Genomic DNA, 13,553 nt, shown 5'->3' with positions numbered 1-13,553 from the left:
GGAAGCGCCGCCGTACGACATGGTCGGACAGGACCACCGGGTGCCGGATGGCCTAGGTTCCGCGGTGTGCCCGGATCCGTGCAGTCCCTCGAGCGGGCCGCCGCGATCCTGCAGGTGGTCGCCGGCAGCGGTGGCACCCTCGGCGTCACCGACATCGCCGCGGCCGTCGGGCTGCCCAAGACCACCGCGCACAGCCTGCTCCGCACCCTGCTCGGGGTGCGGTTCGTCGAGCAGGACCGCGAGGGCCGCTACGCGCTGGGCCCCGGCCTGCTGCGGCTGGGCGCCGGCCACCTCGACGTGAACGAGCTGCGCTCCCGGGCGTCGAACTGGACCGACGCACTGGCCTCCCGCAGCGGCCACGCCGTCCGGCTGGCCATCCTCGAGCGCGAGCAGGTCCGCGTGGTGCACCACGTGTTCCGCCCCGACGACTCCGCCCAGGTACTCGACGTCGGCAGCGTGCTCCCCGCCGACCGCACCGCGCTGGGCAAGGTGCTGCTGGCCTTCGCCCCGCACCGCTCGGTCCGGGGCACCGTCGACGCCCGCCGGGCCGACGTCGCCGCCGTCCGGGCCCGTGGCTGGGCGGCCGAGGACGGCGGCCACGAGGCGGGGACGGCGGGGCTGGCCGCACCGGTGCGGGGCTCGACCGGCCTGGTGGTCGCCGCGCTGGGCATCAGCGGGCCGGCGGAGTCGGTGCTGGACCGCCAGCACCAGCCGCGGCCGCTGCTGGTGTCGATGGTGGTCGAGTCGGCGCAGGCCATCTCCCGGGAGCTGGGCTGGCATGGCTGACCGCGTCGTCCTCGCCGTGGACCAGGGCACGACGTCGACCCGCTCGATCGTGTTCGACCGCGGCGGCCGGCTGGTGTCGGTGCGCCAGCGGGAGCACCGGCAGTTCTTCCCCCGCCCGGGCTGGGTCGAGCACGACCCGATGGAGATCTGGGCCAACACCCAGCGGACGGCGGCCCAGGCGCTGCGCGACGCGGCGTCGTCCGCGGGCGAGGTGGTGGCGCTGGGCATCGCCAACCAGCGCGAGACGACGGTGGTGTGGGAGCGGGCGACCGGCCGGCCGGTCACCCGGGCCATCGTCTGGCAGGACACCCGGACCGCCGACCTGGTCGCCCGGCTCTCGTCCCGGCCCGACGCCGCGGTGGTCCGCGAGCGCAGCGGGATGGACATCGCGGGCTACTTCGCCGGCCCACGGCTGCGCTGGGTGCTCGACCACGTGCCGCGCGCCCGGGAGCGGGCCGAGGCCGGGGAGCTGCTGTTCGGCACGATGGAGACCTGGCTGGTCTGGAACCTCACGGGGGGCCCGGACGGCGGCGTGCACGTCACAGACGTGACCAACGCCAGCCGGACGTCGCTGATGGACTGCCGCAGCTGCACCTGGGACCCCGTCCTGCTGGACTTCTTCGGCATCCCGGCCGCGCTGCTGCCCGAGATCAGGCCCTCGGTCGGGCAGCTGGGGACGGCGACCGCGCTCGGGTCGCCCATCCCGATCACCGGCACCCTCGGCGACCAGCAGGCGGCGCTGTTCGGGCAGGCCTGCTTCACCCCGGGCGAGGCCAAGTGCACCTACGGGACCGGCAGCTTCCTGCTGCAGAACACCGGCACCGAGCTGGTGCGGACCCGGTCCGGGTCGATCTCCACGGTGGCCTACCAGCTGGCCGGGGAGCCGGTGCACTACGCGCTGGAGGGGTCGGTCGCGGTCGCCGGCGCGCTGGTGCAGTGGCTGCGCGACGGGCTCGGGCTGATCGCCACCGCCCCGGAGATCGAGACGCTGGCCCGCACCGTGGCCGACAACGGCGGCTGCTACGTCGTCCCCGCCTTCTCCGGGCTGCTCGCCCCGCACTGGCGCGGCGAGGCGCGCGGGCTGGTGGCCGGGCTGACCTCCTACGTGACCAAGGGGCACCTGGCGCGGGCGGTGCTGGAGGCGACCGGCTGGCAGACCCGCGACGTGGTGCTGGCGATGGCCGCGGACTCCGGGCTGCAGCTGCCCTCGCTCCGGGTGGACGGCGGGATGACCACCAACAACCTGCTCATGCAGTTCGTCGCCGACGTGCTGGACACCCCCGTCGTGCGGCCGATGGTCGGGGAGACCGTCTCGCTGGGCGCGGCCTACGCCGCGGGCCTGGCCGTCGGGCTGTGGGCCGACGTCGAGGCGCTGCGGCGCAACTGGCACCGGTCGGCGCAGTGGAGCCCCGTGCCGAGGCGCGCGGCGCAGCTGGCCGCGGAGTACCCGACCTGGGAGAAGGCGGTCCGGCTGTCGATCGCGTGGGGCGCCGACTGACCCGCAGCTGTACGACATCGTCGTACGGCTCGCGTCGCCGGGCCCGTGCCCCGGTCCTACCGTGGCGGTCGAGCGTCCGGAGCAGAGCCGCGCCGGACTCGACGTCGCGAGGAGTTCGCCATGTCCGCCGTCCCCGTCCTGGGTCCCGAGCAGCGTGCCGCCGCGTGGGCCGCGCTGGCCGCCGAGGAGTTCGAGGTCCTCGTCGTCGGGGGCGGTGTCACCGGCGCCGGCGTCGCGCTGGACGCCGCCACCCGCGGCCTCAAGACCGCCATGGTCGAGGCGCGCGACTTCGCGTCGGGCACCTCCTCGCGGTCCTCCAAGCTCTTCCACGGCGGGCTGCGCTACCTGGAGCAGTTCGACTTCGGCCTGGTCCGCGAGGCGCTGCACGAGCGCGACCTCGCGGTCAACCGGATCAGCCCGCACCTGGTCAAGCCGCTGCAGTTCCTCTACCCGCTCACCCACCGGGTGTGGGAGCGGCCCTACGTCACCGCCGGTCTCGCCCTCTACGACGGCCTGGCCCGGTTCGGTGCGCTCAGCGAGCCGATGCCCGCGCAGAAGCACCTCACCCGCACCGGCGCGCGCAAGCTCTTCCCGGCGCTGCGGCCCGACGCCCTGGTCGGCGCCGTGCGCTACTACGACGCGCAGGCCGACGACGCCCGGCACACCCTCACCGTCGCCCTCACCGCGGCCAAGTACGGCGCCACCGTGCTCAACTCCGCCGAGGTCGTCTCCTTCACCCGCGTGGGCGGCCGCGTCGTCGGCGCCCGGGTGCGCGACGTGGAGACCGGCCAGGAGGTCGACGTCCGGAGCGAGGTCGTGGTCAACGCCACCGGCGTGTGGACCGACGACCTGCAGACCCTGGTCGGCGGCCGCGGCCGGTTCCACGTGCGCGCCTCGAAGGGCGTGCACATCGTCGTCCCGCGCGACCGGATCAACGGCGAGACCGGGCTGATCCTCAAGACCGAGAAGTCGGTCCTGTTCGTCATCCCGTGGGGCTCGCACTGGATCGTCGGCACCACCGACACCGACTGGGACCTGGACAAGGCCCACCCGGCGGCGTCCAAGGCCGACATCGACTACATCCTCGAGCACGTCAACGCCGTGCTCACCACCCCGCTCAGCCACGACGACATCTCCGGCGTCTACGCCGGGCTGCGCCCGCTGCTGTCCGGGGAGTCCGAGGACACCAGCCAGCTCTCCCGCGAGCACGCCGTCGCCCGGCCCTCGCCCGGCGTCATCTCCGTGGCCGGCGGCAAGTACACGACCTACCGGCCGATGGCCGCCGACGCCGTGGACGCCGTCGCCGAGGACGTCACCCGCAGCATCCCGGCCAGCGTCACCGAGGACATCCCGCTGCTGGGCGCCGAGGGCTACCACGCGATGGTCAACTCCCTGGACCGGCTGGCCGACCAGTGGGGCATCGGCCGCTACCGCGCCGAGCACCTGCTCAACCGGTTCGGCTCGATGACCCCCGACGTGCTGGCCCTGGCCGCCGAGGACCGCGACCTGCTGCAGCCCGTGCCCGGCGCCGAGGAGTACCTGCTGGTCGAGATGGTCTGGGGCGCCGCGCACGAGGGTGCGCTGCACCTGGACGACCTGCTCGCCCGGCGCACCCGGATCTCGATCGAGACCCCGCACCGCGGCACCGAGTCCGCCGAGCCGGTGGCCCGCGCCGTGGCCGGCGTCCTGGGCTGGGACGAGGAGCGCATCGCCAACGAGGTGGCCGCCTACCAGGCCCGCGTCGAGGCCGAGCGCCGGTCGCAGACCGAGAGCAACGACCAGGAGGCCGACGCCGCCCGGATCGCCGCCCCCGAGATCCGCCGCGTCGCGGTGGGGCGCGCGCTCGTGTAGATGGTCGGCCTGCGGCCTCCAACCGCGGCCAGGTGCCCACGGCGGCTGTGCTGAGCCGTCCTGCTCGTCCTCGGGGCGGGGCCACTCGTCCCTCGGGCCCCGCCCGTCGTCCTCGCGTGTGGACGGTCCGGTTCGCTGACCTGCGGAACAAGCGGTTCAGTTCCTCGGGGAGCGGGAAGGACGGCGGGCATGCCGACCGTCGAGCGCACCTTCACCGTCAACGCCCCCATCGAGAAGGTGGGGCCCTACCTCGCCGACTTCGCCCACGCCGAGGCCTGGGACCCGGGCACGAAGACCTGCACCCCGCTGGACGGCCAGCCGGTCCAGGTGGGCTCGCGCTGGCACAACGTCAGCGAGTTCATGGGCCGGGAGACGGAGCTCGAGTACCGCCTCGAGCGGTGGGAGCCCGACCACCTGACGCTGGTCGGGGAGAACAAGACGGTCACCTCGACCGACGACATCTCCCTGCGCGCGGTGGACCCCCGCACCACGGAGATCACCTACCACGTCGACTTCGACTTCCACGGCGTCGCGTCGGTCGCCGGGCCGCTGCTCAAGCCGGCCCTCGAGAAGCTCGGCACGGACACCGAGGAGCAGATGAAGAAGGTGCTGCCCACCATCTGACCGGCGCTGCGATGCAGGGCTGTATCCAATACAGTCCTGCATCGTGAGTGCCCCGACGACCCGCCGCCGCGCGGTCACCGTCGAACGGCTGCTCGACGCCGCCCTCGAGACCTTCGCCGACACCGGCTTCGCCGCAGCCAGCGTCGAGGACATCTGCCGCCGCGGCGGCTTCACCCGCGGCGCCTTCTACTCCAGCTTCACCACCAAGCACGAGCTCTTCGCGGCCCTGATGACCCGGGAGACCGCCCGGGACCTGGCCGCCGCCGAGCAGCTGGTCGCCGAGGTGTCCGGCGCCGCCGACCCGCTGGTCGCCGCCGTCGACCGGGTGGCCGGCCTGCTCAACGCCAGCCGCACCTGGACCCTCGTGCTCACCGAGTACCAGCTGCTCGCCGCCCGCGACGCCGACGCAGCCAGGCTGCTGGACCGCTTCTCCGCCGGCATGGCCGCCCAGGTCGCCGAGGTGCTCGTCCGCGCGGCGGACACCCTGGGCATCACCCTCACCGCGCCGGCGGCCGACGTCGCGCACGCCTTCCTCGCCCTGCACCACGGCCTGGCCCTCGCCTCGGCCAGCACACCCGGCACCCCCGCGGGCGCGATCGAGCGCACCGCCTTCCTCGCCCTCGTCCGGGGCGTCACCGCCCCCACCCCGTAGGAGCACCCCGTGTCCACCCTGCTGCAGCGGCTCGGCCGCGCCTCGTTCCGCAACCGGTGGGCCGTCGTCGCCGTCTGGGTGCTGGTCCTCGCCGGCGTCGCGGCCGCCGTGCTGGTGCGCGGGCTGTCCTTCGACGACCGGTTCACCATCCCCGGCTCGGAGTCCCAGCAGGCCCTCGACCGGCTCACCGAGGTCTCCCCGGCCGCGGCCGGCGCCAGCGCGCAGGTCGTGTTCATCGCACCGGACGGGTCGAGCGTCGCCGACCCGGCCGCCCAGCAGGCCATCGAGCAGGCCGTGCAGGCGATGGGCCAGGTCGCCGACGTCGGGGCGGTCGTCGACCCGTTCCAGTCGCAGGCCATCAGCCTGGACGGCCGGGCCGCGCTGGCGAACGTGCAGTACACGGTCAACAACACGCTGCTGGCCGACGACGCCCTCGAGCAGCTGCAGGACGCCACGTCGGCCGCCTCGGACGCCGGGCTCACCGTCGACGTGGGCGGGAACGCCTTCCAGACCACGGCGGTGACCGTGGGGCCGCTGGAGTTCGTCGGCGTGGCCGTCGCCGTCGTCGTCCTCGCGATCGCCCTCGGCTCGCTGCTGGCCGCCGGGATGAACCTGCTCACCGCACTGGTCGGCGTCGCCGTCGGGCTGCTCGGGTTCCTGGCGATCGGCAGCTTCACCACGCTGTCGTCCTCGGCCCCGACGCTGGCCCTGATGATCGGCCTGGCGGTCGGCATCGACTACACCCTGTTCATCCTGTCCCGGCACCGCAGCCAGCTCGCCGCCGGCGCCGACCCCGAGCACTCGGCCGGCCGCGCCGTGGGCACCGCGGGCTCCGCGGTGGTGTTCGCCGGGCTCACCGTCGTGGTCGCGCTCGCCGGCCTCTCGGTGGTCGGCATCCCGTTCCTGACCGTCATGGGCCTGGGCGCGGCCGGCACCGTGCTGGTCGCCGTCGCCGTCGCGCTGACCCTCGTGCCGGCGCTGATGGGCTTCGCCGGTGCCCGGCTGACGCCGCGGCCGGGCAGCCGCACCGCCCGGCTGGAGGAGGCCAGCGCCTCGGGCGGGCGGTCGCTCGGTGTCCGCTGGGCCGCGCTGGTCACCCGGGTGCCGTGGCTGACCGCACTGCTCGTCGTCGCCGGGCTGGTGGTGGTCGCGCTGCCGACCACCGAGCTGGAGCTCGCCCTGCCCGACAACGGCACCGCCGCCGAGGGCAGCTCGCAGCGGGCCACCTACGACGCGGTCGCCGAGTACTTCGGCCCCGGGCTGAACGGCCCGCTGGTCGTGCTGCTCGACGGCGTCGACGCCGCCGGCGGGCAGGCCGGTGCGCAGGCGGTCGCGGAGGCGATCGGCGGCACGCCGGGGCTGGTGCCCGGCACCACGACGGGCGGGCTGGACGACGTCCTGGCCGCCGTGCCGCAGCAGATCGGCGAGACCACCTGGCTGATCCAGGTCATCCCCGAGAGCGGCCCGCAGGAGGAGGCGACCACCCGGCTGGTGGGCGACATCCGCGACCTGGCCCCGCAGCTGGAGCAGCAGACCGGCGGCACGATCGCGGTGACCGGGCAGACCGCGGTGGCGATCGACGTCTCCAGCACCCTGGGTGCCGCGCTGGTGCCCTTCGCCCTGGTGGTCGTCGGCCTGTCGGTGGTCCTGCTGCTGCTGGTCTTCCGCTCGGTGCTGGTGCCGGTCAAGGCCGCGCTGGGGTTCCTGCTGTCGGTGGTGGCGTCCTTCGGTGCGGTGGTGGCGGTCTTCCAGTGGGGCTGGCTGATCGACCTGTTCGGGGTGGCCAGCGCCGGCCCGGTGGTCAGCCTGATGCCGATCATCCTCATCGCGGTGCTGTTCGGGCTGGCGATGGACTACGAGGTCTTCCTGGTCTCGCGCATGCGGGAGGCCTACGTGCACGGGGCGTCCCCGCGCGAGGCCGTGCTGGAGGGCATGCGGCACGCGGCCCGGGTGGTCACCGCCGCGGCGCTGATCATGTTCTCGGTGTTCGCCAGCTTCCTCACGATCGACGAGCCGGTGGTCAAGTCCATCGCCTTCGGGCTGGCGGTGGGTGTGCTCATCGACGCCTTCCTGGTGCGCATGACCCTGGTGCCCGCCGTCCTGGTGCTGATGGGCCGCTCGGCCTGGTGGCTGCCGCGGTGGGCGGAGAAGGTGCTGCCCGACCTGGACGTGGAGGGCGCCAAGCTCGACGGCCCGGGCCACCACGGCGCGCACGGTGCCGCCGGCGCCGGTCCGCGCGAGCCGGCCGCGGCGGGCACCGGGCACGGGCGCCACGAGGCACCCGGCGACTGACCTGACCGGGGACGGCGGCGCGGTCGGCCACACTGCAGGGGTGAGCGCACCCCGGGACGGCGCCGACGCGCCCGAGCACGAGCCGTACACGGGCCCGCCGCCCTCGCAGCCCCACCCCGGCTGGCCGGCCGGTCCGCTCCCGCCCTACCCGCCGCAGCAGGCATGGGGTCAGCAGGCGTGGGACCAGCAGGCATGGGGTCAGCAGGCATGGGGCCAGCAGCAGTGGGGGGCGCCGGCAGGGGACCGGTCCTGGGGGCAGCCGTGGGGCTGGACCCCACCACCCCCGCCACCGCCGGCGTGGCCGCGCGGACCCGGTCGCCCGCCGCAGGCCACCGCGGCCGCGACGCTGGGCTTCGTCGCCGGCGGCATCGCCCTGCTCTGGGGGCTGGTCGCGGTCGTGCTGCTGGCCGGGTCGGACGGCGGCACCAGCAGCTGGCTCGGCCTCGTGGTCGGCATCCCCGCCGGTGCCGCGCTGGTGCTCGGCGGCACCCGGCTGCTGGCCGGCCGTGACCGCTGGGTGCTGGTCAGCGGCGGGGTGGCCCTGGCGCTGGCGGTGCTGCTGCAGGCGGTGCTGAGCGCGGCGTCGTCCTACGGGTCCTCCTTCGGGCAGGCGCTGCTGGTGGTCTTCCTGCTGCCCGTCCCGGCGGTGTCCGCCGTCCTCGGCGTGCTGCCGGTGGTCGGTGGCTGGGTCGACCACGTGCGCGGCCGCGGCGGCCCGCCGCAGCCCGAGCCGCAGGCGGCCCCACCCGCCTGGTGAGGCGTGCCCGTTCCACGTGGAACGGGCAGGGTGGGGGCATGACGATCGACCCGGTCGACCTGGTCCGCGAGCTGGTGCGTCGGCCCACCGTGTCCGGTGACCCCCGGCCGCAGCGGGACCTCATCGGCGTCCTGACCGAGGTGGTGGGCGCGCAGGCCCCGCACCTGCGGCGCACCGACGGCGAGGACCGCGACCACCCCTGGACGCTGCTGGCCACGCCCACCGACCCGGCCCGGCCGCGGTTGCTGTTCGCCTGCCACGTGGACACGGTGCCGGCCGCCGACGCCGCGCACTGGCAGCGCGACCCGTTCGGCGCCGACGCCGAGGACGGCCGGGTCTGGGGCCGGGGCGGCTCGGACATGAAGGCCGGCCTGGTGGCCGCGGCCGCCGCGGTGGCCGCCGCCGACCCCGAGGTCCCGGTGGGCCTGCTGCTGACCAGCGACGAGGAGATCGGCTCGCACGGCGCGGCAGTGGCGGCGCAGGCGCTGGCCGGCACGCCCACCGGTGCGGTGGTCGTCCCCGAGGCCACCGGCAACGAGGTGGTGCTCGGCCACCGCGGCGCCCTGTGGCTGGCCGTGCGCGCGGCCGGCCGGGCGGCGCACGGCAGCACCCCGCACCTGGGCCACAACGCCGTCCTCGACCTGGTCGCCGTGCTCGCCCGGGCCGGCGCCCCGGGCGGCGCAGGGCTGCCGCTGGCCACCGAGCCGTTCTTGGGCACCGAGACCTGGAACCCGGGGGTCATCGCCGGCGGCACCGTGCCCAACGTGGTGCCCGACGCCGCCGAGGTGGTGGTCGACATGCGCACCGTCGGCGACGGTGCGGCGCTGCAGGCCTGGTGGCGTGGCCAGCCCGAGGTGTCCGAGGTGGAGGTCCGGGTCGACCTGCCGCCGCTGCGCACCGACGCCGACGACCCCTGGGTGCGGGCCCTCCCGGCGCGGGTGCGCGCGGAGCCGGCGACCTACTTCACCGACGGCTCGGTGCTGGGGCCGCTCGCCGCCGGGGCGCCCGTGGTGGTCTGGGGGCCCGGCACCCCGGCGGTCATGCACGCCCGCGACGAGTACGTCGAGGTGGCCGAGCTCGAGCAGGCGGTGCGGGTGTTCGGCGAGGTGGTCAGCCGCTGGCGCTGACGCCGGTGCTGGCCCGCACGACCAGGGACGGCGCGAGCGCGGACCGGGCCGGCGGCGCCCGGTGCGGGCCGAGCGCGGCCGACAGCAGCCGGACCGCCTCCTCGGCGATGTCGTCCTGGGGCTGCCGGACGGTGGTCAGCGGGGGGTCGGACAGCGCGGCGTAGGGGATGTCGTCGAACCCGGTGACCAGCACGTCCGCGGGGACGGCGACGCCGGCCGCCGCGCAGGCCTGCAGCACGCCCAGCGCGATCAGGTCGTCGGCGCAGACGACGGCGTCGGGGAGCGGGCCGGCAGCCACCAGGCGCTGCATGGCCTCGCGGCCCCAGGCGATGGAGTACTCGCCGAGCAGCACGTCCCGGACCGCCACCCCGCGGCGCGCGGTGTGCTCGGTGAACCCGGCGACGCGCAGCTCGGTGGAGGAGTTGGTCAGCGTCGAGCTGATGAACGCCGCGCTGGTCACCCCGCTGTCGGCCAGGTGGTCGACGACGAGCCGGAGGGCCAGGTCGTCGTCCACCCCGACCCAGTCGCTGTCGACCCCGGCGACGTAGCGGTCGACCTGCACCAGCGGCAGCTGGTCGGTGGCCCAGGCCAGCGCCTCGCGGCTGCGGATGCCGTGCACCGGGCTGATCACGATGCCGTCGACCTGCCGGGCGACCAGGCTGCGCAGCCGCTGGGCCTCCAGGTCGGGGTCCGAGCGCGACGAGCACAGGAACAGCTGCCGGCCCGCCTGCTGGAGGGCGTGCTCGACGCCCTCGACCAGGGCGGTGAAGAACGGGTTGGCGATGCTGGGCACGACCATGCCGACGGTGTCGGTGCGGCTGCGGCGCAGCGCGCTGGCGATGCCGTTGCCGGAGTAGCCCAGGTCGTCGGCGGCCCGGGTGACCGTCTCGAGCACCGACGGCGACACCGGCCGGGCGCCGGACAGCGCCCGCGAGACGGTGGCGGTCGAGACGCCGGCGCGCTCGGCGACGTCCCGGATGGTCACCCGGCCCACGGCCCCCCCGTCCCGACCCCTGGAACGGGGGCCGTCCCATCCTGCACGACCGCGTCCTGTTCCGCCCGTGTCGATTGCGTGTCATCGCGCTGACCAGCTGCAACACGAATGTAAACGATTGCCTCTTGACGGCGGGCAGGGCCCGCGCTGTAGCGTCGGTCACGCCTTGGCAATCGATTACACGGATGGTGACGACGGTGTCCGCACCCCTCGGGGTCTACCCCCGCAAGCCCTCGGCCGTGGCCGAGCTGTTCGGGGAGGGCACCGCCCTGATCGGCGCCGTGCACCTGCCCGCCCTGCCCGGCAGCCCGGCCTACCGGGGCCAGCCGGTCGCCGAGGTCGTGCGCTACGCCGTCGAGGAGGCCCGGGCCTACACCGGCAACGGGTTCGACTCGGTGATCGTGGAGAACCACTGGGACCTGCCCTTCCTCAAGCCCGGCGAGCACGGCTACGAGGTGGCCGCGTCGATGGGCGTCATCACCGCCGCGGTGGTCGCCGAGCTGGGCCCGAAGGTCGGCGTGAGCGTGCTGTCCAACGCCGGTGAGTGCTCGGTCGCCAGCGCCTGGGCCGCCGGCGCGGGCTGGGTGCGGGTCAACCAGTGGGTCAACGCCTACGTGGCCAACGAGGGCTTCATCGAGGGCCAGGCGGCCCGCACCACCCGCTACCGGCACGGCATCGGCGCCGACCCGGTCAAGGTCTTCGCCGACGTGCACGTCAAGCACGGGGCGCACGCCATCGTGGCCGACCGCACGCTGGCCGAGCAGACCGAGGACGCCGAGTTCTTCGACGCCGACGTGCTCATCGCCACCGGCTCGCGCACCGGCCACGCCACCAGCGTCTCCGAGGTCGTCGGCATCCGGGACCACACCCAGCTGCCGGTCATCATCGGCAGCGGGGTCGACCCCACCAACGCCGCGGCCCTGCTCGCCGAGTGCGACGGCGCGATCGTGGCCTCCGCGGCCAAGGAGAACGGCCGCTGGTGGGGCCGGGTCGACCCGGCGAAGGTGCGCGACGTGGCCCGGGCGGCCGGCCGGTGACGCCCGGCGCGCCCGTGGTCTTCTGCGGCTACGCCAACCTGGACGTGGTCGGCCGGGTCCCCCGCTTCCCCGCCCCGGACGAGCGGGTGCACGCCACCGCCATCGACCAGCTGCCCGGTGGGATGGGGGCCAACGCCGCGGTCGCCGCCGCCCGGGCCGGGGCCCGTGCCGCGTTCGCCGGCGTGGTGGGGTCGGACCTGCCCAGCGACCTGTTCCTCGCCCAGCTGGACGACGAGGGCGTGGACACCGCCTGGACGGACCGGTCCGGCTACCTGTCCACCGCCATCGTGCTGGTGGACGGCGACGGCCGGCGGTCGGTCGTGAGCCAGGACGACGCCCTGGGTGCCGCGCACGTGGCCCGGGTCGCCGACCGGCTGGCCGGGGCCGGCGGCGGGGTGCTCTACCTCGACGGGTACCGCGCCGCGCAGCTGCCGGCCGCGGCCCGCCCGGGCGTGGTGCTGGCCGTGGACCTGGACGGCTGCGAGGACACCGGGGTGGCCCGGGCGGCGCTGGCCGCCGCCGACCACGTCGTCGTGGGCCGCACCCGGCTGACCGGTCTGCTCGGGCTCTCCGCCGCCGACCGGGGCCCGCGCACCACGCTGGTCGTCACCGACGGCGCGGCCGGCTGGGAGCTCGCCGGCCCCGACGGGGCGGCGTCGGGACCGGCCCTGCCGGTGGACGTCGTGGACGACACCGGTGCCGGGGACTGCTTCGTCGGCACCCACCTCGCGGGTCTGGCCGCCGGTCTGCCGCCGGTCGCCGCCGCCACCCGGGCCGGTGTCGCCGCCAGCCTGTCCTGCACCCGGGAGGGCGCCCGCGCCGCCCCGGCCCCCGACCAGGTCACCGCCGCCCTGGACCAGCTCGCCCGCACCGCCTGACCGCCCCCGCACCGCCCACCCCGTCCCGAGGAGAACCCGTGAAGCGCCGCCCCCTCGCCCTCGCCGCAGGCGCCTGCCTGCTCGCCCTCGCCGCGTGCGACAGCGGCTCGCCCGCCGCCGACTCCGCGGCGCCCGGTAGCCAGGCGCCGTCCTCGCTGCCGGCCCCCAGCGTGCAGCCCACCGGCTGCGAGCAGCCCGCCGACGGGCCCTTCAAGGTCGGGCTGGTCACCATCAACCTGCAGGCGCTGTTCTTCAACCAGATCAACGCCGCCGCCCAGGCCATGGCCGACGACCAGGGCGTGGACCTGCAGATCATCAGCGGCAACGACGACTCGGTGACCCAGGCCAACGCCATCGACACCCTGGTCGCCGGCGGGGTGGACGCGATCATCGTCGACGCCATCGACACCGAGGGCATCAAGCCCTCCGTGCAGGCCGCCGACGCCGCCGGCATCCCGGTGGTGGCCGTCGACGCGATCGTCGACGACGCCAGCATCGACGCCCAGGTCGGCACCGCCAACTCCGAGGGCGGCGCGCAGATCGGCCAGGCGCTGCTGGACCAGTCCGGCGGCGAGGGCGAGGTCGGCATCGTCGGCGCGCTCAACTCCACCATCCAGCTCGAGCGCCAGCAGGGCTTCACCGACGCCGTCACCGCCGGCGGGATGACCGTGGGCACCGTGGTGGACGGCAAGAACGTGCAGGAGACCGCCCAGTCGGCCGCGGAGAACCTGCTCACCGGCAACCCGGACCTGCAGTACGTCTACGCCACCGGCGAGCCCGCGCTCATCGGCGTCGCCGCCGCGGTGCGCGGCCAGGGCGCTCAGGACCGGGTCGACGTCGTCGGCTGGGACCTCTCCGACCCGGCCGTCGACGGCCTGCGCGACGGCTGGATCACCGGCGTCGTGCAGCAGCAGACCTTCGAGTTCGGCTACCGCGCGATGGCCGCGGCGATCGACCTGGCCTGCGGCAACCCGGTCGAGCGTGACCAGCCCGTGCCCACCGAGATCGTCACGCCCGACAACGTCGACGACTACACCTTCTACCTGGAGGACTGACC

Annotated in this window: 12 protein-coding genes; 11 read left to right on the top strand and 1 reads right to left on the bottom strand. The window is 75.3% G+C overall.

Annotated elements, in window-relative coordinates; genetic code table 11:
* The first annotated feature begins 66 nt into the window (after positions 1-66).
* The 8 genes from BLT39_RS17420 to BLT39_RS17385 all read left to right on the top strand — a co-directional run bounded on the left by BLT39_RS17420 (position 67) and on the right by BLT39_RS17385 (position 9,587).
* On the top strand, positions 67-786 hold the full coding sequence (locus BLT39_RS17420) for an IclR family transcriptional regulator (protein WP_091066613.1): 720 nt from the start codon (positions 67-69) through the stop codon (positions 784-786).
* Positions 779-2,284: a glycerol kinase GlpK gene (glpK, locus tag BLT39_RS17415; protein ID WP_091066610.1), complete on the top strand. Its 1,506-nt coding sequence runs from the start codon at positions 779-781 to the stop codon at positions 2,282-2,284. The genes BLT39_RS17420 and glpK overlap by 8 nt, the downstream gene beginning before the upstream one ends.
* Positions 2,285-2,404: 120 nt before the next feature.
* Positions 2,405-4,135 (top strand): glycerol-3-phosphate dehydrogenase/oxidase, encoded by a 1,731-nt coding sequence (locus BLT39_RS17410; RefSeq protein WP_091066606.1) that lies wholly within the window; start codon positions 2,405-2,407, stop codon positions 4,133-4,135.
* A gap of 189 nt (positions 4,136-4,324) precedes the next feature.
* Entirely contained in the window at positions 4,325-4,759 is a 435-nt protein-coding gene (locus tag BLT39_RS17405; protein ID WP_091066602.1) for an SRPBCC family protein, read from the top strand.
* A gap of 43 nt (positions 4,760-4,802) precedes the next feature.
* Complete coding sequence (locus BLT39_RS17400) at positions 4,803-5,411, top strand: TetR/AcrR family transcriptional regulator (RefSeq protein ID WP_165640305.1); 609 nt, start codon at positions 4,803-4,805, stop codon at positions 5,409-5,411.
* 9 nt (positions 5,412-5,420) lie between these two features.
* The gene (locus BLT39_RS17395; protein ID WP_091066596.1) at positions 5,421-7,703 is read left to right on the top strand and encodes an MMPL family transporter; all 2,283 of its coding nucleotides are present in this window, start codon (positions 5,421-5,423) and stop codon (positions 7,701-7,703) included.
* Between the two features lie 40 nt (positions 7,704-7,743).
* Complete coding sequence (locus BLT39_RS17390; protein ID WP_131801505.1) at positions 7,744-8,460, top strand: hypothetical protein; 717 nt, start codon at positions 7,744-7,746, stop codon at positions 8,458-8,460.
* 38 nt (positions 8,461-8,498) lie between these two features.
* Positions 8,499-9,587 (top strand): M20 family metallopeptidase, encoded by a 1,089-nt coding sequence (locus BLT39_RS17385; protein WP_207508109.1) that lies wholly within the window; start codon positions 8,499-8,501, stop codon positions 9,585-9,587.
* On the opposite strand, the gene BLT39_RS17380 is transcribed toward BLT39_RS17385, so the two are convergent.
* The gene (locus tag BLT39_RS17380; RefSeq protein ID WP_242658514.1) at positions 9,571-10,572 is read right to left on the bottom strand and encodes a LacI family DNA-binding transcriptional regulator; all 1,002 of its coding nucleotides are present in this window, start codon (positions 10,570-10,572) and stop codon (positions 9,571-9,573) included. The two genes, BLT39_RS17385 and BLT39_RS17380, sit on opposite strands and share 17 nt — an antisense overlap.
* A 206-nt stretch (positions 10,573-10,778) precedes the next feature.
* Here BLT39_RS17380 and BLT39_RS17375 point away from each other — a divergent pair, with 206 nt between their 5' ends.
* From BLT39_RS17375 to BLT39_RS17365, 3 genes are read left to right on the top strand one after another with little or no spacing between them, the layout of a single operon-like run.
* Entirely contained in the window at positions 10,779-11,618 is an 840-nt protein-coding gene (locus BLT39_RS17375) for a BtpA/SgcQ family protein (RefSeq protein ID WP_242658513.1), read from the top strand.
* The gene (locus BLT39_RS17370; RefSeq protein ID WP_165640304.1) at positions 11,615-12,496 is read left to right on the top strand and encodes a carbohydrate kinase family protein; all 882 of its coding nucleotides are present in this window, start codon (positions 11,615-11,617) and stop codon (positions 12,494-12,496) included. The genes BLT39_RS17375 and BLT39_RS17370 overlap by 4 nt, the downstream gene beginning before the upstream one ends.
* 38 nt (positions 12,497-12,534) lie before the next feature.
* Positions 12,535-13,551, top strand: coding sequence for a substrate-binding domain-containing protein (locus BLT39_RS17365; protein ID WP_091066582.1), 1,017 nt, complete (start codon positions 12,535-12,537; stop codon positions 13,549-13,551).
* Positions 13,552-13,553 lie beyond the last annotated feature (2 nt).

This window comes from Klenkia brasiliensis (assembly GCF_900100695.1).
Classification (GTDB): Bacteria; Actinomycetota; Actinomycetes; order Mycobacteriales; family Geodermatophilaceae; genus Klenkia; species Klenkia brasiliensis.
This window is presented reverse-complemented; position numbering and strand designations above follow the sequence as displayed.

Excerpts from the sequence above, each read along its gene's own strand:
- BLT39_RS17405 (WP_091066602.1), top strand. The coding sequence starts at position 4,325 with ATGCCGACCGTCGAGCGCACCTTCACCGTCAACGCCCCCATCGAGAAG.
- BLT39_RS17410 (WP_091066606.1), top strand. The coding sequence starts at position 2,405 with ATGTCCGCCGTCCCCGTCCTGGGTCCCGAGCAGCGTGCCGCCGCGTGG.
- glpK (WP_091066610.1), top strand. The coding sequence starts at position 779 with ATGGCTGACCGCGTCGTCCTCGCCGTGGACCAGGGCACGACGTCGACC.
- BLT39_RS17385 (WP_207508109.1), top strand. The coding sequence starts at position 8,499 with ATGACGATCGACCCGGTCGACCTGGTCCGCGAGCTGGTGCGTCGGCCC.